Consider the following 25,984-nt stretch of genomic DNA (forward strand, 5'->3'; position numbering starts at 1 on the left):
ACCAGCAACGGTGTCGCCTACACCTACGTCGCGGTACCCACGTTGACCACGGTGGTGCCGAGTGCCGGTTCGGTGACGGGCGGAACCACGGTTGTGCTCACCGGCACCGCTCTGACCGGCGCGACGGCGGTGAGTTTCGGTGGCACACCAGCGACTTCGTTCACCGTTGATTCCGCCACCCAGATCACCGCAGTCGCCCCCGCGGGTTCGGTCGGGACGGTGCAGGTGACGGTCACGACCGCGGGCGGTACCAGTAACGGTGTCGCCTACACCTACGTCGCGGTACCCACGCTGACCACGGTGGTGCCGAGTGCCGGTTCGGTGACGGGCGGAACCACGGTTGTGCTCACCGGCACCGCTCTGACCGGCGCCACCTCGGTGAGTTTCGGTGGCACACCAGCGACTTCGTTCACCGTTGATTCCGCTACCCAGATCACCGCGGTCGCCCCCGCCCACGCGGCGGGGACGGTGCAGGTCACCGTCACCACCGTCGGCGGAACCAGCAACGGTGTCGCCTACACCTACGTCGCGGTACCCACGTTGACCACGGTGGTGCCGACCGCGGGACCGGTGGCCGGCGGAACCACCGTCGTGCTGACCGGGACGAACCTGACCGGTGCGACGGCGGTGAGTTTCGGTGGGACACCAGCGACTTCGTTCACCGTTGATTCCGCTACCCAGATCACCGCGGCCGCCCCCGCCCACGCGGTCGGGACGGTGCAGGTCACCGTCACCACCGTCGGCGGAACCAGCAACGGTGTCGCCTACACCTACGTCGCGGTACCCACATTGACCACGGTGGTGCCGAATACCGGTTCGGTGGCAGGCGGAACCACGGTCGTGCTCACCGGTACCGCTCTGACCGGTGCGACGGCGGTGAGTTTCGGTGGCACACCGGCGACCTCGTTCACCGTCAACTCCGCCACCCAGATCACCGCCGTCGCGCCCGCGGGTTCGGCCGGGACGGTGCAGGTTACCGTCACCACCGTCGGCGGTACGAGCAACGGCGTCTCCTACACCTATGTCGCGGTACCCACGTTGACCACGGTGGTGCCGACCGTGGGACCGGTGGCGGGCGGGACGACGGTCGTGCTGACCGGTACCGCTCTGACCGGTGCGACGGCGGTGAGTTTCGGTGGGACACCGGCGACTTCGTTCACGGTCGATTCCGCTACCCAGATCACCGTGGTCGCCCCGGCGGAGGCAGCCGGGACGGTCCTGGTGACCGTCACCACCGCGGGCGGTACGAGCAACGGCGTCTCCTACACCTATATCGCCGTGCCAGCCCTGACCGCCATCGTTCCCAGTTCAGGGCCGGTCGCAGGTGGGACGACCGTCGTGCTCACCGGCACCGCCCTCACCGGCGCCACCGCAGTGGATTTCGGTGGGACACCGGCGACCTCGTTCACGGTCGACTCCGCCACCCAGATCACGGCAGTGACCCCTGCCGAATCGGCGGGGACCGTGCTCGTCACCGTCACCACCGCAGGAGGAACGGTCGACGGTGTCTCCTTCACCTACGCAGCAGTGCCGACACTGACGACGGTGGTGCCCAACGTCGGGCCGGTGACCGGCGGATCCACCGTCACCCTGACCGGAACGGGCCTGGCAGGAGCCACCGGGGTCAGTTTCGGAGGTGTGCCGGCCTCGTTCGCTGTCGACTCCGCGACTCAGATCACCGCAGTTGTCCCACCCGAGACGGCGGGAACCGTGCTGGTCACCGCCACCACCGCCGGCGGAACCAGCAACGGTGTCGCCTACACCTACATCGCGGTACCCACGCTGACCACGGTGGTGCCGAACCTCGGTTCGGTGACGGGCGGAACCACCGTCGTGCTCACCGGGACGAACCTGACCGGCGCGACGGCGGTGAGTTTCGGTGGGACACCGGCGACCTCGTTCACGGTCGACTCCGCCACCCAGATCACGGCAGTGACCCCTGCCGAATCGGCGGGGACCGTGCTCGTCACCGTCACCACCGCAGGAGGAACGGTCGACGGTGTCTCCTTCACCTATGTCGCGGTTCCTACCCTGATCACGTCGGTGCCGAACGTAGGACCGATCACCGGCGGGACGACGGTCGTGCTCGCCGGGACGGACCTGACCGGTACCACGGCCGTGAGTTTCGGTGGGACACCGGCGACCTCGTTCACGGTTGATTCCGCAATCCAGATCACCGCTGTCGCCCCGGCAGAGGCAGCCGGAACAGTACAGATCACCGCCACGACCGGGGGTGGTACCAGCAACGGCATCGCCTTCACCTACATCTGAGAGCGAGTGCGGCTGGACCGTCGGTGGGCCATGGCCCACCGACGGTCCAGCCGCGTCGCGATAAATAGGCCTTCGCTACCCATCAGCACCTGCGGCGCTGGAGACAGCCGACATCTGCCGCGATACACGCGAAATTCCACCGTGTCGGTGCCCCGTGGCACTATTGCCGCGCTGATCCTCGTTCCCGAACTGCGTGTATGTCGGCGGATCAGCGTCGATCGCGCCCACCCTTGGGTTCGACGGCAATGCAGCTTCTCAGGTAACCGCTTTGCCCGGCAGACCGCCCGCGATCGCTGCTTGGCAAATCACTGGCACAGCGGATGTTCACAGCGGACCATGTACGAGGCGATACTCCACGAGACCAGGGAGTTCAGTTCAATGGATGAACCGAATCGCAAGCAGCGCAGGGCGATGGCGGCTGCCGAGCGCAGGGGCACTCGATCGAAGCCGAGCCAGACCCCGCCACAGGGGAAGGTAGCTATTCCTCGTCGGGGCGACATCATGACCTTCGAGTGGGAAGGGATGGCGCTTGGCCTGCGGTGCACCGACGTCGCACCGGATTGGTCCGAAGGCGTCGTCGATGTCCAGTTCACGCCGCTGGAGGACACGATCCATCCTGTGCCGCTCGCCTTCCCTGCACCGCTGACCGAGTTCGCGACCGACGGGGGTCGGGCGATCAGCCATCACTGGGAGAAGTTGACCTACATGTTCGCTCTGCTGGATCCCGCCGATTTTCCGGTTCTCCCTCTTGTGGCCGAGGACCGCGAATCGATGGAGTACTTCATCCGAACTTGCCGCGAGCTGGCCGGCTATTCGGTGATCAACGACGACCACGGGTTGCTGGTGTCCCTCGACGGCGCTGACTGGAAGGTGGAGGCGCAACTTCCGACCAAGGAGACCTTCGCTGGCACCGCTGTCGCCTTTCGCCAGCTGCACTCCGGTCAGGAAGAGGCGTCCTTCGACAAGGTCAAAGGCCGTCTGTTCCAAGCAATCAAGCGCCTGCCAGAGGAAAGCCAGGCCGCGGCACACGAGGTTGTCACACAGTGGGCGCGTGCCCGTGCCGAGCTGATGAATCAGACCCTCAGCACATTGGTCAGCCGCAAAGTCTCCAACGCGTCCCAGGACAACCCGGTGAGCTTCCATGGAGTTCGCCCCGACGAGTTGATCGCCACCTACAACTACGGCGGCACAATCCATTTCGGCAAACAACGCCAGGCCCTGGTCGACCTGACCAAGGATCCGACGCTCTCGGCGTACTACTCGTACGCGTGCATCGCGTCGATCGCCGGCTTGAGCTACCTGTACTTCGGTTTCGCGACATTGCTCGAGGCCGCCCTCGGCATGCAAATCCGGACACAGCTCACAGATGGTCGGAGCATAACGGGAACCCTCGACCGCTGAATACGCGACTCACCACTCCATCGATGCCAATTCGCCAGGTCACCGCACTGAGCCGCTTCTCTGGTGGCCTGGACGGTGAGATTCTAATCTTGGAGGGCGAGTAACAGTAGGAGGTAGTGCGATGTCGAAGTCCAGCGGCAAGAGCGGCGGTAGCCACGCCGGCGGCGGCAAGATGAGCGCCAGCAGGGCCTCCGCGATCCAGAGCGCCGGCGCCCGCAACCCGGTCAGCCGCACAGCCGCAACAGGGTTCGCTAGCCGAGCCCAGTCCGCAGGCGCGACCAACGCCAATGGTGGCAGCGGATCCGGCAAGAAATAGCAACAGCCGCAACCGATCTCGTGATGCCCTGGGTTTACGCCCAGGGCATCATTGCGTTAGAGCCTGATTCCGGTCGGTTGCGCCACTAACCCCTTCCAGCAGCAGGCAGTCGTCTGGCGTAGATGCCGCGGCCCATGCCGGGGCGGCCGAGGAAGCGCTGCTGGATTTCGTGGGTGGGCTCGGCGCGGACCTCATCGGCGGCAGCCTGCCGAAGTTCCTGCCCGATCACGGCCAGCTCGTCGGCCAGATCGGCGGCGCTATTTGGTGGTCTTCTTGCTCATCGAGGTAGTTCTCCTGCTCGTTCTGGGCTGGTCGATCAGCGGTCGAGGTGGTAGGTCAGTAGCCCGGTCAGGGCTTCGTCCACGGTCCTCCACGGCCCGGTGCGCAGGACCGTGTTGTGGGGGTCGAGGGCCTGCCAGCGCCGATCTTCGCCGGCCTGCCCCCGTTCCATTTTGGGTCCAGCGCCGGGAACCCTTTCTCGTTGAAATCGTGGATCACTTGGCGCACATAGCTTTCCGACACCCGCAGCAACCGGCAGATCAACGCCACTGGCTAGCCCTGCGCCGAGGTCAGGACCACGATCGCGCGCCGCACCCGCACCGGTTGCTTGCTGGTGCGGGTGATCTGCTGCAATTTCCGGCCTTCCTCCGGGGTCACCGGCCGGACGAACACACCTGGCTTACGAGCCACGAAACCACCTCCACCGGCAGCATCACCGGCCCGAGCGCCACGATCAACCCGCCACCCCGATTACCGCCTCAACCTTTCCGGACACGGCACTAGTTGCCGAAAGGCAGCTGTAACCGCCCGGGAAGCCGGCCGATTCTCCCTGTCGCGCTGCTGATTCGAACCAGTTCGAACTCGTGAGCGCCCTGACTCGGTGCTGCGACTCCGTTGAGAAGGGTGAAGGGCGCCGGGTGAACTACATGGGGCCGGTGTCGCGAACGGGCATGATGTGATCGCCGCGTGGCAACGCAGGGTGGCTTCGCGAATTCTGCCGAGCGACAACCTTTCCCATCGGCAGCGCAGCAGGTCATACGCCACCGAGGAACCGGACGGTATCCTGAAGGTCGCGAGGGACTGACCGGCAACAAGCCTGTCAGGAGGCTATTATGTCCAAACAACCTCGTATGCAACGCGATACCACCGACACGGGTGTGAGAGAAGCGTTGCGACGTCTGCTGGGCGAGCCGACGATATCGATACCTGACGCGGCCAGACTCCTCGGGATCGGGCGTTCCACCGTCTATGCCGCGGTCAAATCGGGTGAGCTACCCGCGATTCGGGTCGGCCACCGAGTGCGCATTCCGTCCAGATGGATTCGCGTGGCACTACGTTTCGAGGACGAACCGGACATCGGCACACGGTAAGGCTTCCTTGACTGGCCGACGCAGCATTCCACCATCCGCCGCCGCGCTCGTTCACCACGCAGTGCAGATCCCGCGTCTCGATAACGGGAGGGTCTCACTTCCGCTCGGTCGAACGATAGTCCCGCGTACTCATATCTGTCCTCACGGACGGACTGCGAGGCGAAACAACCGCACGCGACCTTGCGTGTTCGGTGCACTCACACTACTACCCCTTCTACGCGTCGTCGATGCCTTCGGGCTCCGAAATGCTTGCAGCCAACCGCAGTTCGCCGATTCCGGATGGTCGTCGCATGGTCGCCAGCCTGAGTCGACACCGCCGATCTATCCCCGCAATCCGCCCGCACAGAGGAGGCCCAGTATGCCCGGCACACAACGGCCGACCAGAAGGAAACGCCGGGCCGAGCCGATCAACAAGCACATCGCGAAGAACGGCACGGTGACCTATCGGTTCCAGGTCGACATCGGAACAAAGCCTGATGGTACTCGCAACCGACAGCAGTCCACCTATCGGACCCTGGCCGAGGCACGGCGCGAATATCGTCGGATCACAACAGAAGTCGCACGCGGAACCTACGCCAAGCTCGTGGACATCACCGTCGACGAAGCGTGCGACCAGTGGCTGGCCGATCGTCGTAGGATCCGGCGGAACTCACTGGAGCGTTGCCGCCAAGACCTGAAGGCCGTACGCCGCCGACTCGGCAGTAAGAAGCTGGCGCAACTCACCAAGAAGGACGGGGACGCCCTCGTGGAGTGGATGCTGACCGAGGGAAGGCGCTCCCCCAGGCAACCTCGGCCCGACAGCCTGGTGTCACAGGTCGCAGCGGTGATCGCACGCCACCCGAATGGCATCTCGACCGCGGAACTCAAGGCCGAGTTCGGCAGGGACGTACATCACTGCCTAGCCGGCCTCGTCCGGGCGGGCCGGGTGACCCGCCCTCGACGGGCTGTCTATGTCCTGGCACCTCCGCCGGTCACCACCGCGGCGCATCGGGGCGTCAAGCCGGTCACGGTCAGGTCGACGCTGACCATCTTCAGCATGATGGTTCAGTCCTATGTCGATCAGGGTGCCCTGCCGCGCAACGTCATTGCGCTGGTGGACCGGCCACTTGACGACATCACCGACAACGATGACGACGAAACGAACGCGAAGTCTTGGACCATAGGCGAGGTCGAAGTCTTCCGAGCCGCGATCGCCGGCGAGCGCCTGGCCGCGTGCTGGCTGATGTCGTGTTACGGGATGCGCCGCTCGGAAGTGCTGGGTGTGCGGTGGCACCGGTTCGATGCCACTGCGTTGCGGGTGCGCCGGGGGCGAGTCGCCATCGGCAGAGAGACCGAGGAGAACTTGCCCAAGTCTCGCCGGAGCCGTCGCGATCTTCCGCCGCCCGCAGATCTAGAGGCCGCGCTGCGCGCGTTGAAGACCCGGCAGAAGGCGGAGTGCCTGGCAATGGGTGCATCCTGGTCCGACGATCGGCTGATCGCGGTGCACGAGAACGGGCACCCGGTGCGGCCCGACTGGTACTCCGCCGAGTTTCAGCGAATTCGCAAGCGCGCCGGACTGCGCCGAATCCCGTTGAAGGGGCTGCGGAACACGTCGGTGTCCCTGATGCTCGCCTCGGGTATCCCGGTACACATCGTCGCAGCGTGGCACGGCCACGATCCAGCCATGTCGTTGAGCATCTACTCCGACGTCCATCCTCGCGATTTGGAGGCGGCCGGAGCCGCTCTCTTCGGACCAGAAGGTGGACCCAGAGCACGGCCGTTTGGCAAGCTCTAGGCAAGCCGGAGCCACAGAGCCCTCCCTCAGAAGCCGAAAGTCACTTCCGACCAGGCGAGATCGACTGGAACAAGGTCATCGATCACTACATCACCGGCGTGCTCTACCCGCGCAGTGCGCTGACCGAGGTGCGGGTGCTCGTGGTGATCTGTGTCGTCGTGTCCTGGGTAGGTCTGTATCTGCTGTCTCGGCGGCGGGCCGTCACGCCGGGGTCTTGATTGCGCGGATCGGCGTCGTCAATGCGGCGGCGAGCGCCAGCCCGGTCGCGATCACCAGGGCCAGTAACGATTTCGCAGCCTCGACCCCGGACCAGCCCGCGGCGTCGATGGCCGGTTGCAGGGCGGTGGTGGGCAGATACGGCTGGATCCTGGGGACAGTCGACAGCAGCAGGCAGAGCACGTACAGCCCGGCGGTGATCGCGGCCGCCATGCCCGCCGACCCGAGCCGGGCCGCCAGCGCCGCCGTGAACATCGCGAACAGCACGATGGCAACGGCCTGCACCGCAAGCGAACCCAACGCCGGGGCCATCGGATAGGACCCGAACAACGCCCAGCACTCGTACAGCGCGACTGCGGCCCCGATCGCCGCGGCCGCCGCGATCACGCCGGCGGCGACCATGATCCGTGGCAAGTACAGCCGGACCGGGGACACCTCACGGCTGAGGTAGAAAATCCCCACCGGGTCCGTGTCGCGGATCGCGCACGCCTGCGCCGCCAGGATCATGGCCACCGCCGCGACGAGCAGTCCGGTGTTCTTGATGTACTGCTGCAACCCGTCCCGCCAGTCCGGCACCCGCAGCAGTTTGATGTCGGCCGAGTTCCCGATCAGGTCGGGCAGATACTTCGCCCCGAACAGTGACACGCAGCCGAAGAGCACGAAGGCCGCGGCCAGCGCCACCAGTCGCCGGGTCCGCACCCAGCGGAACCACTCCACCCGGAGGACGGTGCCGTTCATGGCTTCTCCCCTATCGCGGCGAAGAACGCGTCGGTCAGGGTGGGCCGCGTGATCCGGATGTCGTCGAGTTCGGCGCTACGCGTGGCCGCGTCTGAAAGGGCGGTCGCCCACTGCGCGTGCTCAGCCTCGATGACGCTGCCGCCACGTAGCGCGATGCGTAATGTCGGTGGGGCCGTGTGCTGCTGCAGGAACTCCTCCGTCTCCCCTGTGAAGACGACCAGGCCGCGATGCAGGACCAGCAGCCTGTCGGCCAGATCCTCGACATCGGCGAGCAGGTGGCTGGAGAACACGACGGTCATCCGCTTCCCGAGGTCGCGCATGAGCGCCAGGACGGCCGCGCGGCCTTCCGGATCGAGAGCGCTGGTGGGTTCGTCGAGGATGAGGACCTCCGGTTCGCGAACCAGGGCCGCGGCGATCCCCAACCGCTGCAACATCCCTCGGGAGAATCCGCCCGCTCGCCGGTGGGCGTGCCGTTCCAGATCCACGGCCGCGAGCGCCGCGTCGGCGGACCAGGCGCCGGTGTCGCGGGCCGCGCCGATGGCTCGGGATTGGGCGAGCACTTCCCGCGCGGTCAGCCACGGTTCGAAACCCGGTGTGTCCGGGCAGTATCCGAGCGCGCCGAGCCCGATCGGCACGCGCACCGCGCCCGCGCTGACCTTTTGCAGGCCGAGCACGCTGCGGATGAGGGTGGTCTTGCCGGCCCCGTTGAGCCCGATCAGTCCGATGACGCCGGGACCGTCGACGGTCCAGTCGACGCCGTCCAGTGCCTGGAAGTCTCCGAAGCGCACCGAAACTTCGGTGACCTCGAGCGACGGTTCAGCCACGGGCCGTTGCGCTGTCGCGGCCCACCACCAGGTAGATGATTCCGCCGATCGGAATGCTGATCAGGCAGATGATCGCCCAGGCCCATTTCGGCAGGTACCGCACGCGCGAGCGGGACAGGTCGTACCAGCAGAAGCCGACGAATCCGATCGCGATCACGATCAGCGGCACGAGTGCGGCTACCGGAATCTGGGACACCGTGGTTCCTCTCCCCGAGTGACCCCGCCATTTTTACCAGATCCGAGGCCGGCATCGCCGGAGCCAGGCCGACGTCGACCGGAACAGCGGCTCATGCCTGGCCAACGGCCTCGAATCGGGCCGCGCACGGCGCTCGCCGCACACCGTGGTCATGCCCCACGACCCGGCCGCCCGAAGCGAAAACGCTTCGGGGCGTGCATAATCGCGCTGGTTATCAGTGTGTGAACGAAGGGGTTGTGATGGCTGGCTCATCGATCGGAGCGGCGCTCCGGCAGCGGGTGGTGTATCCGGTGCGCACGGCGATCAGCACCGTGCGGGGTCTCGGGAACTTCACGCGCACCGGTCAATTCGGTGACGGCCGCGAGACCGCGGTGCGCGACCATGTGCTCGCCACCGCCGAACAGGGCAATCCCGAGAGCGTCATGGCCGCCATCGACACCTTCGCCCGCACCCGCAGCAATCTGGTGAACGTGGGCGACGAGAAGGGTCTGCTGCTCGATGCCGCCGTGCGCAAGGCGGATCCGACGCTGCTGCTCGAGCTGGGCACCTATATCGGCTACAGCGCGGTGCGCACGGGGCGCACCATGCCCGAGGGCGCGCGGCTGGTGTCGGTGGAGTTCAGTGCCGCGAACGCCGAGGTGGCGCGTGACATCATCGCCCACGCCGGGCTGGCCGATCGGGTGACGGTCGTGGTGGGCACCATCGGCGACGGCGGCGAGACGCTCCGGCTGCTCGCCGAGGAGCACGGGATCACCGAGGGCACGGTCGATTTCGTCTTCGTCGATCACGACAAGTCCGCGTACCTGGCCGACCTGAAGCACATCCTGGACGCGGGCTGGCTGCACCCGGGCACCATCGTGGTCGCCGACAACATGCGCATCCCGGGCGCGCCGGACTATCTGAGCTACATGCGTGAGGCCGAGGGCAAGTCCTGGCGCACCGTGGAACACGACACCCACATCGAGTACCAGTCCTTCCTCAAGGACCGGGTACTCGAGTCGGAATACCTCGGCTGAGACGCCCCCGATCGGGCCGGGGGCGCTCGGCCCGCTGTCTCAGTTCGAGCGGCCCTGCACCGCCGCCGCCAGCGCGCGGGTGATCACATCGCCTACTGCCGGGACATTTTCGGGCAGGTCGAGGTAGAAGTGACCGCCGCTGAAGGTGGCGAGATCGAATCCGGTGGCGGTGTAGTCGCGCCAGTGCCCGGCCTGCTCGGTGGTGGTGGTCGGATCGGCGTCGCTCACCAGGGCGGTGATCGGCGCGCGCAGCGGTGCGCCGGGCTGGTGGCGGTAGGTCTCGACCGCGCGGTAGTCGGTGCGCACCGCCGGGAGCACCAGTTCGGCCAGGCCCGGCTCGTCGCGCAGGATGCGCACCGACGCCGGATCATTGGACAGCCGTTCGAGTTCGGCGATGAGGTCCTCGTCGGGTCCTTCGTGGATGTGGTCGGTCACCTCGAAGGCCGGTGCGGGACGGCCGGACACGAACAGGTGTGCCACCTCGCGGCCGCCCGCCTCGACCCGCCGGGCGGCCTCGTAGGCGACGGTCGCGCCCATGCTGTGTCCGAAGATGGCCAGCGGCACGTCTTTCGGCCACGCCAGTAGGTCGGTGGCGGCACGTTCGGCGAGTTCGGTGAGTACGGGGACCGGGGTGTCGCCGATGCGGTCCTGCCGTCCCGGGTACTGCACGCCGAATACCGCGGTGCCCTGCCCGAAGCGCTGGGCGAGGACCCGGTAGGCGGTGACGGAGCCACCGCCGGGCGGGAAGCACACCAGCACGGTCGCGGGTGCGGGATCGGACTTCAGCTCACGCAGCCAGGCGGTCCCGGCCAGTCGATGGGCGCTCATCCGGTCGAGTATGCCCCGAGATGTGCGGGCGGGCTCGACCGCGGTGCCGGCGTTAGAGTCGGCTCGTGGCTTCCTATGACGCACTGGTCCGCGATTACGAGACCGGAATCGGGGTCACCGGCACCCCGTTGCCGAAACTCGATCCGGGCGCGAATCTGGCTGCGACACTGCCGGTCTGGGCATTGTCGGGCGGTGCGGTCGCGACCTTCGCGGGTGCTGCCGACCGGTGGCGTGCCACGTGCGGGGTGGCACCGGTGCGCGGTGTCGTCGATCCCGGCCGGGTCGCGGCGGCATTCTCGAGCGACCGCGTGTTGCGGATCGACGGGCAGCAGCCGGAGATGTTCGCGGAGCTGTCAGGCTTCTTCCGGACGGTGGACGGCTGGGTGCGCACGCACGCCAACTATCCGCACCACCGCGCACGCCTGCTGGCGGCACTTGAACTGCCCGACGGGACCGGGCGCGCGGAGTTCGTCGAGCGGGTGGCGACACTGACGGCCGCCGACATCGAACAGCGCGCCGCCGAGGGCGCGGCGATCGCGTTCCGGGTGCGGTCGGAGCAGGAATGGTCGGACAGCCCGCAGGGCAAGGCCGCCGCCTCGGGCCCCTTGGTGGCGATCGAGGCGCGCGGTGACGCGGGCGGTGTCGACTCCCCTACCGCCGCAACGCGTTTGCTGCCATTGCGCGGGGTCCGGGTGCTGGATCTGACCCGGGTGATCGCCGGTCCGGTGGCGACACGGGCATTGGCCCTGCTGGGAGCCGAGGTGTTGCGGATCGACCCGCCGGGGTTGCCGGAGATCGGCTGGCAGTTCCTGGACACATGTCAGGGGAAGTATTCCACTGTAGTCGATTTGCGCACTGAGCTTCCAGTTTTTCGCGAATTGATCAGCAATGCAGACATAATCATCTCGGGTTACCGACCGGGCAGCTTGGAACGACTCGGACTGCGGCCCGGCGATATTCGTCCCGGAATTGTGCACGGCCGAGTTTCGGCATGGGGCGAACACGGGCCGTGGGGAGAACGTCGCGGTTTCGACAGCATCGTGCAGGCCGCATCCGGAATTTCTCTGATCGAAGGCACACGGGATAATTCGCGGGCCGAACCAGTCATGGGCACGCTGCCCGCCCAGGCCCTGGACCACGCGAGCGGCTACTTGCTCGCGGCGGGTGTCCTGGACGCGCTGGGCGCGCGCCGCGCCGACGGTCGCGGACGCGATGTCCGGGTCGCTCTGGCACGCACGGCATCCTGGCTGATCACCGCGCCGGGCCGGACGCCGGATCACGGATCTGCGCAGGCCCCCGATGCGCGCTACGCCGTCACGCACGGCACGGTGACCACCGCGGCCCCGGCATTGAGCGAGTATCCCGACCATCCCTGGCCTGCGCCGGCGTACGGTTCGAGCCCTGCCGAGTGGAAAGCCCGACCGGACGGTTCGTAACTTCGGAGAATGTATACAAGCTGCTGCACGTACACCCGCAAGCACATCCGAAAATTAGCCGAATTGCCTTGCAATGCAGCGTTTTCAACACGCCGCACTTATCCCCCGTACAGCGTTAATAAATGAGACCCTGAAACCGACATCAAAATTGTCGACGTGTGTGTCGACATTCGGATGGAGGACGTCATCGTGGACACACCTGCTCCCTTGCTCACCGCCGGCGGCGACGTCGGCGCTACCTCGGTAGGGAGACGGGAATGGGCCGGACTGGCGGTGCTCGCCCTCGCGTGCCTGGTCTACTCGATGGACCTCACGGTCCTGCACCTGGCGGTGCCGCAGATCAGCGAGGTGTTGCGGCCCACCAGTTCCCAATTGTTGTGGATCATCGACGTCTACGGCTTTCTGGTCGCCGGGTTGCTGCTCACCATGGGCACCATCGGCGATCGGATCGGACGGCGGCGGTTGCTGATAATCGGCGCGGCGGCCTTCGCGGCGATCTCGGTGATCGCGGCCTTCGCGCCGTCGGCGCCGGTGCTGATCGGCTGCCGGGCGCTGCTGGGCGTCGCCGGGGCCACCCTGGCGCCCTCCACACTCTCGTTGATCTTCACCATGTTTCGTGATCCAGGACAGCGGTCGGTCGCGGTCGGGGTCTGGGTGGGGTCGTACTCGGTGGGTGGATCCATCGGCCCGCTGGCCGGCGGGCTGATGCTCGAACACTTCTGGTGGGGTTCGGTGTTCCTGCTAGCGGTGCCGGTGATGCTGCTGCTGATCGTGCTCGCACCCAGAGTGCTGCCCGAATTCCGGGATCCGGACGCGGGACGGCTCGATCCGCTCAGCGCGGCGCTGTGCACGGCGGCGGTGCTGCTGGTGGTGTTCGGCATGAAGAAGGCCGCGCAGGACGGACCCGGCCCGGCCGCGCTCACCGCGCTGAGCGTGGGTGTCGCGATCGGCGTGGTCTTCGTTCGGCGGCAACTCAATACGGCCGATCCGATGCTGGATCTGCGCCTGTTCCGGCTGGGCAGCTTCCGGACCGCCCTGACCATCAATATGGTCGCGATCTTCGTGGCCTTCGGCTACGCGCTGTTCGTGGGCCAGTACTTCCAGCTGGTGCTGGGTATGTCGCCACTGCGCGCGGGGATCGCCACCATCCCGGCGGGCCTGGGATTCATGGTCGGCTCGCAGCTGGGGCCGCGGATCATGAAGGTGGTGCGGCCCGCCTACATGATCGGCGCGGGCATGGCCATGGCCGCGGTCGGACTGCTGCTGCTCACCCGGATCACCGCGACCGGCGGCGTCGAGCTCACCATCGCGGCGTCACTGCTGGTGTCCTTCGGTCTGGCGCCGGTTTTCGGGGTCACCACCGAACTCATCGTCGGCACCGCGCCGCCGGAGCAGGCGGGCGCGGCCTCCGGGCTGTCGGAGACGGGGGCGGAATTCGGCGGTGCGCTGGGCATTTCCATTCTGGGCAGCATCAGCATCGCCATCTACCGCAGTCAGCTCGCCGTCGGACTGCCCTATGGGCTGCCGGAACCCGATGCCCGCGCGGCTCGCGACACACTGGGCGCCGCACTGGAAGTCGCCCGGTCCGTGCCGGGAAAGATGGGCAGCACGGTCGCGGACGCGGCCAAGCACGCGTTTCTGACCGGCATGCACTTGACCGCGGCCATCGCGGCGGGGGCCGCACTGCTGCTGGCCGTCATCGCCGTGACCCGACTACGGAACGTGCCGCCGGGCTGACCTCACTTGTCCCGCATGGCCGCGACCGCCGTCACGAGCGAATCGCCGTCGAGCCAGTCCGCGCCCGGCGCGATCAACATCTGAATGGCCATTCCCTGGAACAGCACGAACAGCAGTTTCGCGACCGCGGCGGCCTGTTCCGGGCTCAGGTTCGGGTGAGCGGAGGCGATGATCTCGGCGATGTCACGATGCGCCGTCGCACTGGCCTCGGCCATGAATACCTGTTGTGCCGGATCGCGGGCGATCTGCAAGCCGTTCTCGGTGCTCAGCAGCAGTCCGTCGTGGTTGCTCTGGATGACGTCGACGAACCCGTTCCAGGTCGCCGCCAACGACTCCCACAGTGTGTGACCCTCCCCCGCATCGCGGATGGCCGCCTCCATGCCGTCACCGAGTTCGGTGCCGATGCCCATGGTGATGGCCTCGGTGACCAACTGGTCTTTGGAGCCGAAGTGGTAGCCGATGGCGGCCAGGCTGACTCCCGCGGCGGCGGCGATGTCGCGCGCGGTCACCTTGGCGAGGCCCCGTTCCAGGACGGCCTTGCGCGCGCCCATCAGCAGGTCTTCTCGATTTCCCATGACCCCACCCTAGCAGCGTCTTAGACATTCGTTCTAGACACCCGTATCAAAGTCTGTTAGACATATGTCTTAGACAGACTTTCAACGAGTTTCGGGAGTTCCGATGAACACCACCTCCACCCCCAAGATCCTGGTCATCGGCGGCGGCATCGCCGGCAATGCCGTTGCCCTGCAACTGCTTCGCGCGGGCATCGCCACCACCGTCGTCGAGCGCGCCACCACTCCCCGACCCGGCGGCCAAGCCGTCGACCTGCGCACCGCCAGCAAGGAGGCCGCCGAGCGCATGGGCCTGCTGCCCGGCATCGGCAAGCTGCGGGTGCACGAACAGGGCTGGGCCTACGTCACCGAGGAGGGCAAGACCTACGCCCGCATCGACGTCGACATGTTCGACGGCGAGGGACCGGCCGCCGAGATCGAGATCGCCCGCGGCGACCTCAACCAGGTGCTGCTGGACCTCATCGCCGAGGTGAACGGCCCGCTCGACTACCGCTACGGCGACTGGATCGAACACCTCACCCAGGACGCCACCGGCGCCGAGGTCACCTTCGCCTCCGGCCGCACCGAACGCTACGACCTGGTCATCGCCGCCGACGGCGTGCACTCGGCCACCCGCCGCCTGGTCTTCGGACCCGACGAGCAGTTCGTCACCCACCTCGGCGGCTACATGGCGTTCTTCACCATGCCCACCCCCGCCGACACCGAAGACGGCTGGCTGACCGGATGCTCGATTCCCAGCGCCTCCTTCGCAATTCGCCCCGACCGCGACCCGGCCACGTCCAAGGCGATCATCACGCTGCGCCAGGACTACGACCCGGCCCTGCGGCGCGACCCCGCCGCACAGCAGGCCCGCATCCGCGAGATGCTCGACGGCGCGGGCTGGAAGGCCCCGCTCATCCTCGACGCCATGGTCGGCAGCGACGACTTCTACTTCGACCAGCTCGCCCGCATCGACGTCCCGCAACTGTCCGCGGGACGGGTCACGCTGCTCGGCGACGCCGGATACTGCGGCTCCCCGCTCACCGGCATGGGCACCGCCATGGCCATCGTCGGGGCGTACCTGCTCGCCGGTGAAATCGCCGCCACCCCGGGCGATCTCGGCGGCGCGCAGGCCCGCTACCAGGAACTCGTCACCCCGTTCCTGGACAAGGCCAAGGAGCTGCCCGGCGGCGGCATCAAGATGATGCTGCCCACCACACGGTTCGGCGCTGCGATGGCCCGGGTCAACTGGCGGCTGATGACCTCCAAGGCCATGCTGCCGCTGACCAAGAAGCTGTTCGCCCCGGGCACCGCCGACTATGTCCTGCCCACCTACTGACACCCGGCTGCCGGCGGCCACGCTCCCCCACGGGCCATCGACGCTCGGCGGCATCCGTCCCGCTACCCTCGAACCCGTGCGGCAGAAGATCCTCATGGACAACGACACCGGCATCGATGACGCCCTGGGCCTGCTCTACCTACTCGCCTCCCCCGAGGCCGAGATCGTCGGAATCGCCTCTACCGCGGGCAATGTGCCCGCGCCACAGGTGGCCGCCAACAATCTCGCGCTGCTGGATCTGGTGCGGGCCCCGGAACTGGAAGTGGCGCAGGGTGCGCTGGCGCCGCTGGCGATTCCGCTACGCACCACCGAGGACACCCACGGGCCGCAGGGCGTGGGGTATGCCGAACTCCCGCCCAGCACCCGGACCGTCTCGAAGCGGTCGGCCGCGCAGATGTGGGTGGATCTGGCCCGCGAACATCCCGGCGAGATCATCGGTTTGTGCACCGGGCCGCTCACCAATCTCGCTCTCGCCCTGCGCATGGAACCGCAACTGCCGCAGCTGCTCCGGCGACTGGTCATCATGGGCGGCGCGTTCAACCATCCCGGCAACACCACCCCCACCAACGAGTGGAACGTGCACGTGGATCCGGAGGCGGCCAAGGAGGTCTTCGACGCCTTCTCCGCCGCACCGACCGACCGCCGCCCGATCGTGTGCGCCCTCGACATCACCGAGACCATCGAGATGAAGCCGCCACACCTGGCGTTGCTGGCCGAACGGGCGGGCAGCACGCCGGTGGAGCTGGTCACCGAAGACGATCCGCCGCACGCCCGCTCGGTGGCGAGCAATCCGCTGGTGCGGTTCCTGACCGACGCGGTCCGCTTCTACTTCGACTTCCACAAGCTCTACGACCAGGGCTATCTGGCGCACATGCACGATCCGTTCGCGGCGGCCGTGGCGCTGGACCCGGACCTGGCCGTCACCAAACCCGCCACGGTCGACGTGGAGCTGACCGGCACCCTCACCCGCGCCACCACCGTGGCCGACTGGGCGGGCATGTGGGGGCGTGAACCGAATGCCGACATCGTGGTGGCCACCAGTCCCGAGCAGTTCTTCGAGCGGCTGATCGGACGCCTCGGCGACTACGCGCTGACAGTGTTCGAGGAAGGAGATGCGGGCCGGTGACCGACACGCACGACATCGACTATGTGACCGGATTCCGCGACCGCCTCGGGCTGCCCGGAATCGTCGACGTCCATACGCATTTCATGCCCGAGCAGGTGCTGCGCAAGGTGTGGGGCTACTTCGACACCGCCGGGCCGCTGGTCGGCAATCGCGAGTGGCCCATCACCTACCGCGACGAGGAGCAGGTGCGGCTGAAGACGCTGCGCGGGTTCGGGGTTCGCGCGTTCACCTCGATGATCTACCCACACAAACCGGACATGGCGGAGTGGCTCAACGGCTGGTCCGCCGATTTCGCCGCGCGGACGCCGGACTGCCTGCACACCTCCACCTTCTATCCGGAGCCGGGCGCGCCCGCGTACGTGCGCGCCGCGCTCGAAAGCGGCACCCGGATCTTCAAGCTGCACATCCAGGTCGGCGACTACGACCCGGGCGATCCGCGGCTCGACGAGGTGTGGGGCCTGGTTCAGGACGCGGGCGTCCCGGTGGTGACACACTGCGGATCCGGGCCCGCCGCAGGGGCATTCACCGGTCCCGGGCCCATCGAGGCACTGCTGCGCCGCTTCCCGCGACTACGGCTGATCATCGCGCACATGGGCATGCCCGAATACAGCGAATTCCTCGATCTCGCCGAGACCTACGACGGCCTGCTGTTCGACACCACGATGAACTTCACCGATTTCACGGAGGCCGGCGAACCGTTCCCCGTCGCGGAGCTGCCCCGGGTGCGCGATCTCGGCGACCGCATCCTGCTCGGCAGCGACTTCCCGAACATCCCCTACCCGTACGGTCACGCCCTGTTCGCGCTCGAGCGTCTGGACCTCGGCGACGACTGGCTGCGCGCGGTCTGTCACGATAACGCGGCACGCGTCTTCGCTCTCGGTTGACACCTCACCCACGGTTGCACCCAGAAAGGCGGGCCGGTCATGCGGTTGGTCGCGGAGATCCTCGTCGGATTGCTCGCCGCGTTGCACGTCTACATCCTGGTCATGGAGATGTTCCTGTGGACCACGCCCCGGGTCCGGGCGAACTTCGGCACCACGGCCGAGTTCGCCGAGGAGACCAAGGTGCTGGCCGGGAATCAGGGCCTCTACAACGGCTTCCTGGCCGCGGGCTTGATCTGGGGTCTGATCGCGTCCGACCCGGTGGGGCAGGCCGCGAAGATCTTCTTCGCGGCCTGCGTCGTGGTGGCCGGACTCTACGGGACGGCCACCGCCAGCCGGCGGATCCTGTTCGCCCAGGCGGTGCCGGGCGCGATCACCCTGGCCGCGGTACTACTGGCCGGATAGCGCCGACGCGCTGAGCGCGATCTTGGCGTTGCGGCCCGGGCGTTCGCTGGCCGCGGCGGCCTCGGCGGCCTCCTCGAGCGGGTAGGCGGTCTCGACGGTCAGGTCCAGCACGCCCCGGGCGGCCAGGGTGACCAGCTCGGTGATGAGACGACGGCGTTCCTCGCCGCCGATCTCCTCGGCCCGCTTGGAGCCCCAGAAGCCCTTCACCACGGCCTGTTTGAAGATGATCGGGCCGGGGTTGAGCAGCATCGGCTGACCCGACAGGGCGCCGAAGGTGACCAGTTCACCGCGCGGGCCCAGCAGGGAGAGCAGATCGTTGGCCGCGGGACCGCTGACCTGGTCGACGGCGCGCACGATGGGCTCGCCGCCGGTGAGCTCGGCGGCGCGCTGCTGCCAGTCGTCGGATTCGGTGTCGAGGACCGGCTCGAAACCCAGTTCCCGCAAGGACTTCGCGGCGGCGGCGCTGCGCACCAGGTTGAGGACGTGCACGCCGCGGGCCCGGGCCAGCAGGTTCAGCAGCCGGCCGACCGCGCCGTTGGCGGCGTTGATCGTGATCCATTGCCCGGCTTCGACATTCAGGTCCTCGAGCAGCATGAGCGCGCTGAGCGGCATGGCCAGCAGCTGGCTCGCGGTCGCGTCGGACACCGAATCCGGGACCGGCACCACGCCGCCCGCCTTGGCGACGAAGTACTCCGCCCACGCGCCCTGCACGCCCGAGACCGTCACGCGCTGACCGACTTCCAGGCCGGTGACGCCGGTTCCGAGGGCGTCGATGCGGCCGACGGCCTCGGTGCCGGGGACGGCGGGCAGCTCGGGCCGATAGCCGTAGATGCCGCGAATGATGGCCAGGTCGTGGTTGTGGATCGGGGCCAGCGTCGTCGCGATGCGCACCTCGCCCGGACCGGGCTCGGGTACCGGCCGTTCCGCGACGGTGAGCACGTCCTTCGGCTCGCCGAACTGTTCGATGACCACCGCACGCATGGGCACGTTCATCAGAGGTTCTCCTTCGATCGGGTATGGGCGGTCAGGGCCGCGGTGAGCCGGCGCAGGGTTTCCCGCAGGTCGGCCAGTTCCTCGGTGGACATGCCGCTGATCTCTTCGGACCGCCCGGGGATGTGGCAGGCCGCGGCGCGCAGTTCGCGCCCGCGGTCGGTGAGGGTGATCTCGACCCGGCGTTCGTCGGACGCCGAGCGAGCGCGGGTCACGAAACCCGCCGATTCGAGTCGCTTGAGCAGTGGCGAGAGCGTGCCCGAATCCAGTTCGAGGGCCGAGCACAGGTCGCCGACGGTGCGTCCGTCCCGCTGCCAGAGCGCGAGCAGGACCAGGTACTGCGGATAGGTGATGCCGAGCGCGTCGAGCTTGGACCGGTACATGCCGGTCATCGCCCGCGACGCCGCGTACAGCGCGAAGCACAGCTGGTTCTCCAGCGCCTGTTCTTCGGTCACGTCCAACAAGGTAGCCAACAATTAGATTGTGCACAATCTATCTCGCCGTCTACTCCATCACACCGCCGGAGTCAAACGGACTGATCGGTACCTACTGGCGCGAAATCCCTTCCCGCACAGGCTTCGTGGCACTAAGTTCTGACTAGAACGCGTTCCACAAGGGGGCACGCCGATGCAGCGGGAGTTGCAATGACGCACGAGGTACTGAGCCGGGTCCAGGAAATGTCTGGGCAGTTCGCGGCGGCCGCCGACGAGACCGAACGACTGGGGAAGCTCTCCGACGAGAGCGTGAAACTGCTCCGCCAGACCGGCGTGATGCGGATGCTGCTGCCGACCGAATACGGCGGCTACGCCGCGCACCCGCGCGACTACGCCGAAACGGTCATGGAGGTAGCCAAGAACTGCGGATCCACCGGCTGGGTGACCGGCGTCGTCGGCGCGCACCCGTGGGAGATGGCGCTGATGGACCGGCGCCTGCAGGACGAGGTGTGGGGCGAGAACCCCGACACCTGGATCGCCTCGCCCTACGCCGTCATGGGCGTCGCGACGGCCGTCGACGGCGGCTTCAAGCTGAGCGGCCGCTGGAGCTTCTCCTCCGGCACCGACCACTGCGAGTGGATCTTCCTGGGCGCCTTGCTCGGTGACGCCACGGGCGCGCCGGTGATGCCGCCGACCGTGATGCACGTGGTGCTGCCGCGCAAGGACTACACCATCGTCGACGACTCCTGGGACGTCATCGGGCTGCAGGGCACCGGGTCCAAGGACATCATCGTCGACGGGGCCTTCATTCCGGCGTACCGCACCATCGAGATGGATGCCGTCGCCGCCGGTGAGCTGGCCGCCGAGCGCGCGGGCCGCACCGAGACCGTCTACAAGCTGCCGTTCTGGTCGATGTTCCCGCTCGGCATCACCGCCGCGGTGATCGGGATCGCCGAGGGTGCGCTCGCGGCCCACCTCGACTACCAGCGCGACCGCGTCACCGCCATGGGCACCCTCATCAAGGACGACCCGATCGTGCTGTCGGCCATCTCCGAGGCCGCCGCCGACATCGCCGCCTCGCGCACCCAGCTGCTCGACGGCATCAGCCGCCTCTACGACCTCGCCGACGCGGGCAAGCCCATCTCCTTCGAGGACCGTTCGATCGTGCGCCGCAACCAGATTCGCTGTGCGTGGCGGGCAGTGGAGGCGGTCGACCAGATCTTCGCGCGTTCCGGCGGCAATGCTGCTCGGCGGCACAACGTCATGCAGCGCTTCTGGCGCGACGCGCACGTGGGCTTGCAGCACGCCATCCACACGCCCGGGTCGCTGTACCACTCAACCGCATTGACCACCATGGGCATCGAACCCGAGGGACCGCTGCGCATGATGATCTGATGGTCCCCGCGCGGTCCGATAGCTGAGAAGATGCGGCTGTCGGACCGCGGGGCTCGTCCCCGGTCTGCGCGGCGGGCACATTCTGGCGATAAACACGCGCGCTGATGCCCGAAGTTGGACGTTGCCAGCGGGATACTCGCTGTCATGCATCGGCTATCACGCACCCTCATTGCCATGATCGCCACATTTGCCGCACTGGTGCCCATGTTGGCAGCCGCCGACCCCGGACCGGATTCCGCCATCCTCGACGTGCGCCCGCTCGGTGGCCGCCAATACGAGGTCACCGTCTATTCGGCGGCGATGAACCGGTCCATCCCGGTCTGGGTGTCGCACCCGGACGAGCCCGCGCCCGCGCTCTACCTGCTCAACGCGGTCGACGGCGGCGAGTCCGGCGGGCCGTGGAGCAACCGCACCGACGTCGCGCAGTTCTTCGCCGACAAGCAGGTCAACGTCATCACCCCGATCGGTGGCCGGGCCAGCTTCTACACCGACTGGATCTCCGACGATCCGACGCTGGGCCGGAACAAGTGGTCCACCTTCCTGATTCACGAACTGCCGCCGCTGCTCGAATCCCGCTTCCAGATGACCGGACGCAACGCCGTCGCCGGCGCGTCGATGTCCGCTACGTCGGCGCTGAACCTTGCGATCGAAGCGCCCGGCATGTACCAGGCCGTCGGGTCCTTCAGCGGCTGCCCGCGCACCACCGACGCGGCCGCGCGCAACTACGTGAGATCCGAGCTCGGCGTGTTCCACGCGAATGCCACCAATATGTGGGGCACGGACGACAATCCGGCATGGGACGCGCACGACCCGGTCATCAACGCGGAGCGGCTGCGCGGGGTGGCGCTGTATATCTCGGCGGGGAACGGCGCGCCGGGGGTGCACGACACCCTCGGCGATCCGACTGTGGCCGGGAATGTGGGCGTGCTGGCGGATCGGATGGCGGTCGGCGGGATCATGGAGACGGTGGTCAAGAACTGCACTGACGCACTGGTCGGTCGGTTGGGGTCGTTGGGGATTCCCGCAGAGGTGGCTTATCGCAACGGGACTCATGCGTGGCCGTATTGGGAGGACGACGTGCATGACTCTTGGCCGCTTATCGCGGGGGCGCTGGGAGTTTAGGAAGAATAGCGAATTGACTGCGGCGGAATGGAGTGAAAATCCTTCTGCCGCAGTTTATTTCGGCCGCGGGGTGGGAGTTGTTGCGGTAGAATTGGTGTATGAATTGGGGCGGTGAGATTCTCGAGCTCGATACCCCGGTGGCTGTTGCCGCCGAGCGGGTGTTCGATGCCGTGGATATCCTGCTCAACAACAGTCTCGATCCGATTTCCGATGACGGTGTCGTGGAATTGATGCGGGATTGGGAAGTCGCGCGGCGGAAGATGGCGGCGTTCGAGCACAAGCTCGTTCGCGAAGCCGAGAACCGGAACCTGCCCGACAAGGCGGGGGTGAAGACGACCGCGAAGTTCCTCGCGCAGACCTTGCGGCTCGGGCACGGGGAAGCTTGTGCGCGGGCGCGTGCCGCGGAGGTGTTGGGGCTGCGGCAGGAAGCCGGGCAGGCGTTGGAGCCGGTGCTGCCGTGGACGGCGACCTATCAGGCGATGGGGTTGGTGTCGGTGGATTCGGCGCGGCGGATCGCGAAGATCATGGACCGGGTGCCGGGCAAGGTCGACCCGGAGTTGCGGGAGCTCGCCGAATTCCAGCTGGCCAGCTTCGCCGCCCAGCCCAGCCCGGACGATCTGCCGAAGGTCGGGGACCGGTTGCTGGGTTACCTCGACCCCGACGGACGGTTGACCGACGACGGTGACCGGCAGCGGCGGCGTGGGCTCACCTTGAGCAAGCAGGGTGTGGACGGCATGTCGACCATGACCGCGGAGCTGACGCCGGCTGCGCGGGCGTTGTTCGATCCGATCTTCGCCAGCCTGGCCCAGCCGGGCATGTGCAACCCTGATGACGCGGAAAGCCCGTGGACGACTGACGGACTCGATGAGGAAGCGCTCGCCGGTTTGGAGCGGGCGGCGCGTCGCGACACCCGCACCGCAGCCCAGCGTAACCACGACGCCATGGTGGCATTCCTGCGCCCCGAGATGGGTCCCGCGAACCTGGGTCAGCACCGTGGGCTGCCCGTGTCGACCATCATCACCATGTCGCTGGCCGAGGTTGAAGCCGCTGCCGGTGTGGCCACCACCGCTTCGGGTGGGACGGTGCCGTTGGAGCAGGCGTTGCAGCTGGCTCAGAAGTCCAAGCCGTTCCTGGCTATCTTCGACCACGCCGGACGACCCCTGCACCTGGGTCGCACCAAGCGCCTGGCGAACTCCGCGCAGCGGCTGGCGTTGATCGCGACCGAGCGTGGCTGCACCCGCCCCGGCTGCAGCGCTCCCGCCACTCTCACTCAGGTGCATCATGTGACCGAGTGGGCCAAGGGTGGGGCCACCGACATCGAAAACCTGACCTTGGCCTGCGACGCCTGCCACGCGCTCATCCATGACGGGCCGGGTGGTTGGAAAACCGTTGCCATGCCAGCGGATTCGGAACACGCGGGCCGGACCGGGTGGATAGCACCACGCCACATCGATCCGACCGGTATGCCCCAAGTCAACGACCGTCACCACGCGGGCGAACTGATGGCCGCGTCACTGGCGCGACTGCGTGATCGCACGCGTCCACCGGTCAAATGGTGGTCACGTCCCTAATACGAGCCCGAGCCTCACCCAAGGTGGGGCCCTTCGGGCTGCGTGCCCCACGAATGCCCATGCCGCAAGCGCGTCCGCAAAACTACACAGAGCGTGGTCGCCTCGCCTGCCCTACCGGACCTGCGCTGACGCCAGGTCGGGAGCCGAATCCGCCGATCCCAGCCCACGGACTGCACGGATCACCTTCTACAGAAAGAACCCAAACCCATCCCCTCGTTTTCCCCGGGATGCTGCGCGGCCGAACCGTGAGTGGGGCTGGTAGGTGAGGGGGCCTCGCAAGCTCGGCCACCCTCTCCCTTATCCAGGCGTCTTTGTCTTTAGTCTTCTTTTTCTTTTGGTCTCTTGGTTCTTAGCCTTCAGGCGCATACTCGAACAATGCACACCGTGCTGATCCTGGGTGCTGGATTCGGGGGGCTCGAACTCGCCTCCTGTCTATCCCGGTCCGTGCCCGACGAAGTCCGGGTGACACTCCTCGACCACGGCGACGGATTCATATTCGGCTTCGCGAAAATGGACGTATTGTTCCGGGGCCAAACGGTGGATGACGTCCGAACTCCATACGACACACTCAACCTTCCGTCCGTCGAGTTCCGACGCGAAACGGTTACCGCGATCGACCCATCCGCCCGAACGGTCACCACCGACCGAGGCAGCTACACACCGGACACACTCGTCGTCGCACTGGGTGCGGATTACGACTGCGACGCCACCCCAGGCTTCGTCGAGGACGGTTACGAGTACTACTCGATCCACGGCGTCCACCGCCTACGTGAACGCCTAGACGCCTTCACCGGCGGCACCATCCTGCTGTCGATCCTCAGCGTCCCGTTCAAGTGCCCACCGGCCCCGTACGAAGGCGCGCTACTGCTCCACGAGGAACTCGTACGACGTAACCTGCGCAGTCGGACCCAGATGCACATGATCACCCCGATGGACTCCCCTATCCCGGTGTCCCCCAGCGCCAACACCGCGATCGTCGACGCCCTCGCGGACCGCGACATCGAGTACACGCCCGGGAAGCGGGTACGAGCTCTGAACCCGGCCACCCACACCGCGTCGACCCGTGACGGCGACCTCCCCTATGACCTGTTCGTGGGCATCCCCCGTCACCGAGTCCCGGATGTCGTGCAGGCCTCCGGACTGACGGAGAACGGGATAGACGGCTGGATCCACGTCGACGCCGCCACCCTTGCGACCCCCTACCTGAGGGTCTACGCGCTGGGCGACTGCGCGGACGCCCCGGTGCCTCGGGCCGGCGTCTTCGCCGAGACGGCGGCACGGACCGTCGCAGCGGACATCATCGCCCACCTGCACGACAGCCCGCACGACGGCAGGTACCTGGGACAAGGCACATGCCACATCGAGTTCGGCGGTGGCCTCGTCGGCAAGGTGGAAGCAGACTTTCTGTCCGGCCCGGCCCCGGTGGCCCCGTTCGTCGGACCGTCCGTCGAATTCGCCAGGGAGAAGGCGGAGTTCGCAGCAGAACGCCGGCGGCGCTGGTTCGGGTCCTGAGACGAACGACCAGCGCGCGGCGACGGTCACCGTCACCAGGTGATTTCCAGCTCCTGAACGTCGAAGCCCTGAGGGAAGTGGGCTGTTCGAGGCGCGCTCGCGAGCCCGCCGTACCGCTCATAGAAGGCGATGGCCGCGGTATTCGCTTCCAGCACTTCCAGATAGACGGGATGCTGCGGGAACTCCGCAGCGGCCCAATCGAAGCCGTGGTGCAGCAGCAGCGTCCCGATGCCGCCTCGTTTGAGAGTCGGGCTGACATGCAGATTGTCGATCAGCACCCGGCCGTCGGGCTGCAGCGCCAGGTAGATGAATCCGCACAGCTCCGAACCGGATTCGGCGACGAACAGGGTCCCGGGCGCGTCCTCCGCGGTGAGCCGGTCGTGCCACATCGTCTTGTGGTCGTCGACCAATGCCCCATCCAGATACGCCGCGGGCACGATCCCCACGTACGCGGTCCGCCAGCTGGCCGTGTGTAGGGCGGCGACCGCGTCCGCGTCGGAATCAGCGCCCGGGCGGATCAGGATGGTCATGGCAT

The 25,984-nt window shown here is 67.2% G+C and carries 26 protein-coding genes and 1 pseudogene; 16 read left to right on the forward strand and 11 right to left on the reverse strand.

What is annotated here, in order from left to right; genetic code table 11:
• The 3 genes from ACYVKL_RS05165 to ACYVKL_RS05175 all read left to right on the forward strand — a co-directional run.
• On the forward strand, window positions 1-2,271 hold a 2,271-nt coding region (locus ACYVKL_RS05165), incomplete at its 5' end, for a beta strand repeat-containing protein (RefSeq protein ID WP_460771207.1).
• Between the two features lie 378 nt (window positions 2,272-2,649).
• Window positions 2,650-3,672: a hypothetical protein gene (locus ACYVKL_RS05170; protein ID WP_379166611.1), complete on the forward strand. Its 1,023-nt coding sequence runs from the start codon at window positions 2,650-2,652 to the stop codon at window positions 3,670-3,672.
• A gap of 121 nt (window positions 3,673-3,793) precedes the next feature.
• Window positions 3,794-3,988: a hypothetical protein gene (locus ACYVKL_RS05175; RefSeq protein ID WP_379166613.1), complete on the forward strand. Its 195-nt coding sequence runs from the start codon at window positions 3,794-3,796 to the stop codon at window positions 3,986-3,988.
• A 316-nt stretch (window positions 3,989-4,304) separates the two neighbouring features.
• Here the strand turns inward: ACYVKL_RS05175 and ACYVKL_RS05180 are convergent, their stop codons facing one another.
• The 3 genes and pseudogenes from ACYVKL_RS05180 to ACYVKL_RS05190 form a co-directional block, all read right to left on the reverse strand.
• Window positions 4,305-4,439 (reverse strand): hypothetical protein, encoded by a 135-nt coding sequence (locus tag ACYVKL_RS05180; protein ID WP_379166740.1) that lies wholly within the window; start codon window positions 4,437-4,439, stop codon window positions 4,305-4,307.
• A gap of 29 nt (window positions 4,440-4,468) precedes the next feature.
• A pseudogene (locus ACYVKL_RS05185) lies at window positions 4,469-4,537 on the reverse strand (helix-turn-helix domain-containing protein); the annotation flags it as partial.
• Window positions 4,538-4,540: 3 nt separating this feature from the next.
• A complete protein-coding gene (locus tag ACYVKL_RS05190) occupies window positions 4,541-4,678 on the reverse strand; it encodes a hypothetical protein (protein ID WP_379166616.1) in 138 nt (45 codons plus the stop codon).
• Between the two features lie 440 nt (window positions 4,679-5,118).
• Here ACYVKL_RS05190 and ACYVKL_RS05195 point away from each other — a divergent pair, with 440 nt between their 5' ends.
• Window positions 5,119-5,358, forward strand: a complete 240-nt coding sequence (locus ACYVKL_RS05195) for a helix-turn-helix domain-containing protein (protein WP_379166618.1) — start codon at window positions 5,119-5,121, stop codon at window positions 5,356-5,358.
• 358 nt (window positions 5,359-5,716) lie between these two features.
• The gene (locus tag ACYVKL_RS05200; RefSeq protein ID WP_379166619.1) at window positions 5,717-7,132 is read left to right on the forward strand and encodes a tyrosine-type recombinase/integrase; all 1,416 of its coding nucleotides are present in this window, start codon (window positions 5,717-5,719) and stop codon (window positions 7,130-7,132) included.
• 201 nt (window positions 7,133-7,333) lie between these two features.
• Here the strand turns inward: ACYVKL_RS05200 and ACYVKL_RS05205 are convergent, their stop codons facing one another.
• From ACYVKL_RS05205 to ACYVKL_RS05215, 3 genes are read right to left on the reverse strand one after another with little or no spacing between them, the layout of a single operon-like run.
• Window positions 7,334-8,086: a hypothetical protein gene (locus ACYVKL_RS05205; RefSeq protein WP_379166621.1), complete on the reverse strand. Its 753-nt coding sequence runs from the start codon at window positions 8,084-8,086 to the stop codon at window positions 7,334-7,336.
• Window positions 8,083-8,910 (reverse strand): ABC transporter ATP-binding protein, encoded by an 828-nt coding sequence (locus ACYVKL_RS05210; protein ID WP_379166622.1) that lies wholly within the window; start codon window positions 8,908-8,910, stop codon window positions 8,083-8,085. The genes ACYVKL_RS05205 and ACYVKL_RS05210 overlap by 4 nt, the downstream gene beginning before the upstream one ends.
• A complete protein-coding gene (locus ACYVKL_RS05215) occupies window positions 8,903-9,106 on the reverse strand; it encodes a hypothetical protein (RefSeq protein WP_379166625.1) in 204 nt (67 codons plus the stop codon). The genes ACYVKL_RS05210 and ACYVKL_RS05215 overlap by 8 nt, the downstream gene beginning before the upstream one ends.
• Window positions 9,107-9,345: 239 nt before the next feature.
• Here ACYVKL_RS05215 and ACYVKL_RS05220 point away from each other — a divergent pair, with 239 nt between their 5' ends.
• Window positions 9,346-10,122, forward strand: a complete 777-nt coding sequence (locus ACYVKL_RS05220) for an O-methyltransferase (protein ID WP_379166627.1) — start codon at window positions 9,346-9,348, stop codon at window positions 10,120-10,122.
• A 39-nt stretch (window positions 10,123-10,161) separates the two neighbouring features.
• On the opposite strand, the gene ACYVKL_RS05225 is transcribed toward ACYVKL_RS05220, so the two are convergent.
• On the reverse strand, window positions 10,162-10,950 hold the full coding sequence (locus tag ACYVKL_RS05225; protein WP_379166629.1) for a thioesterase II family protein: 789 nt from the start codon (window positions 10,948-10,950) through the stop codon (window positions 10,162-10,164).
• Between the two features lie 65 nt (window positions 10,951-11,015).
• Between ACYVKL_RS05225 and ACYVKL_RS05230 the strand changes: the two genes are divergently transcribed.
• Together ACYVKL_RS05230 and ACYVKL_RS05235 are read left to right on the forward strand one after the other, a co-directional pair.
• Window positions 11,016-12,386: a CoA transferase gene (locus tag ACYVKL_RS05230; RefSeq protein WP_379166631.1), complete on the forward strand. Its 1,371-nt coding sequence runs from the start codon at window positions 11,016-11,018 to the stop codon at window positions 12,384-12,386.
• Between the two features lie 156 nt (window positions 12,387-12,542).
• Window positions 12,543-14,123, forward strand: a complete 1,581-nt coding sequence (locus tag ACYVKL_RS05235) for an MFS transporter (protein ID WP_379166633.1) — start codon at window positions 12,543-12,545, stop codon at window positions 14,121-14,123.
• 2 nt (window positions 14,124-14,125) lie between these two features.
• Here ACYVKL_RS05235 and ACYVKL_RS05240 read toward each other — a convergent pair whose 3' ends face one another.
• The gene (locus ACYVKL_RS05240; RefSeq protein WP_379166635.1) at window positions 14,126-14,698 is read right to left on the reverse strand and encodes a TetR/AcrR family transcriptional regulator; all 573 of its coding nucleotides are present in this window, start codon (window positions 14,696-14,698) and stop codon (window positions 14,126-14,128) included.
• A gap of 103 nt (window positions 14,699-14,801) precedes the next feature.
• Here ACYVKL_RS05240 and ACYVKL_RS05245 point away from each other — a divergent pair, with 103 nt between their 5' ends.
• The 4 genes from ACYVKL_RS05245 (at window position 14,802) to ACYVKL_RS05260 (ending at window position 18,425) form a co-directional block, all read left to right on the forward strand.
• The gene (locus tag ACYVKL_RS05245) at window positions 14,802-16,013 is read left to right on the forward strand and encodes an FAD-dependent monooxygenase (protein ID WP_379166637.1); all 1,212 of its coding nucleotides are present in this window, start codon (window positions 14,802-14,804) and stop codon (window positions 16,011-16,013) included.
• Window positions 16,014-16,107: 94 nt separating this feature from the next.
• Window positions 16,108-17,139, forward strand: a complete 1,032-nt coding sequence (locus ACYVKL_RS05250) for a nucleoside hydrolase (RefSeq protein ID WP_379166734.1) — start codon at window positions 16,108-16,110, stop codon at window positions 17,137-17,139.
• On the forward strand, window positions 17,136-18,023 hold the full coding sequence (locus ACYVKL_RS05255; protein WP_379166640.1) for an amidohydrolase family protein: 888 nt from the start codon (window positions 17,136-17,138) through the stop codon (window positions 18,021-18,023). Before ACYVKL_RS05250 ends, ACYVKL_RS05255 begins: the two co-directional genes overlap by 4 nt.
• A gap of 39 nt (window positions 18,024-18,062) precedes the next feature.
• Window positions 18,063-18,425 carry a DUF1304 domain-containing protein gene (locus ACYVKL_RS05260; protein ID WP_379166642.1) on the forward strand — a complete coding sequence of 121 codons (363 nt, stop codon included), beginning with the start codon at window positions 18,063-18,065 and terminating at the stop codon, window positions 18,423-18,425.
• Here the strand turns inward: ACYVKL_RS05260 and ACYVKL_RS05265 are convergent.
• Window positions 18,411-19,418, reverse strand: a complete 1,008-nt coding sequence (locus ACYVKL_RS05265; protein ID WP_379166644.1) for a zinc-binding dehydrogenase — start codon at window positions 19,416-19,418, stop codon at window positions 18,411-18,413. The two genes, ACYVKL_RS05260 and ACYVKL_RS05265, sit on opposite strands and share 15 nt — an antisense overlap.
• Window positions 19,418-19,870, reverse strand: a complete 453-nt coding sequence (locus tag ACYVKL_RS05270; RefSeq protein ID WP_357200060.1) for a MarR family winged helix-turn-helix transcriptional regulator — start codon at window positions 19,868-19,870, stop codon at window positions 19,418-19,420. The genes ACYVKL_RS05265 and ACYVKL_RS05270 overlap by 1 nt, the downstream gene beginning before the upstream one ends.
• 189 nt (window positions 19,871-20,059) lie before the next feature.
• Between ACYVKL_RS05270 and ACYVKL_RS05275 the strand changes: the two genes are divergently transcribed.
• From ACYVKL_RS05275 to ACYVKL_RS05290, 4 genes are all read left to right on the forward strand, one after another.
• On the forward strand, window positions 20,060-21,244 hold the full coding sequence (locus tag ACYVKL_RS05275; protein WP_213555873.1) for an acyl-CoA dehydrogenase family protein: 1,185 nt from the start codon (window positions 20,060-20,062) through the stop codon (window positions 21,242-21,244).
• A 174-nt stretch (window positions 21,245-21,418) separates the two neighbouring features.
• Entirely contained in the window at window positions 21,419-22,366 is a 948-nt protein-coding gene (locus ACYVKL_RS05280; RefSeq protein WP_379166647.1) for an alpha/beta hydrolase, read from the forward strand.
• A 98-nt stretch (window positions 22,367-22,464) separates the two neighbouring features.
• Complete coding sequence (locus ACYVKL_RS05285; protein WP_460771218.1) at window positions 22,465-23,937, forward strand: HNH endonuclease signature motif containing protein; 1,473 nt, start codon at window positions 22,465-22,467, stop codon at window positions 23,935-23,937.
• A 375-nt stretch (window positions 23,938-24,312) separates the two neighbouring features.
• A complete protein-coding gene (locus tag ACYVKL_RS05290) occupies window positions 24,313-25,449 on the forward strand; it encodes an NAD(P)/FAD-dependent oxidoreductase (protein WP_379174366.1) in 1,137 nt (378 codons plus the stop codon).
• Between the two features lie 32 nt (window positions 25,450-25,481).
• Here ACYVKL_RS05290 and ACYVKL_RS05295 read toward each other — a convergent pair whose 3' ends face one another.
• Entirely contained in the window at window positions 25,482-25,979 is a 498-nt protein-coding gene (locus ACYVKL_RS05295; protein WP_379174364.1) for a GNAT family N-acetyltransferase, read from the reverse strand.
• Window positions 25,980-25,984 lie beyond the last annotated feature (5 nt).

This window comes from Nocardia tengchongensis, assembly GCF_054781395.1.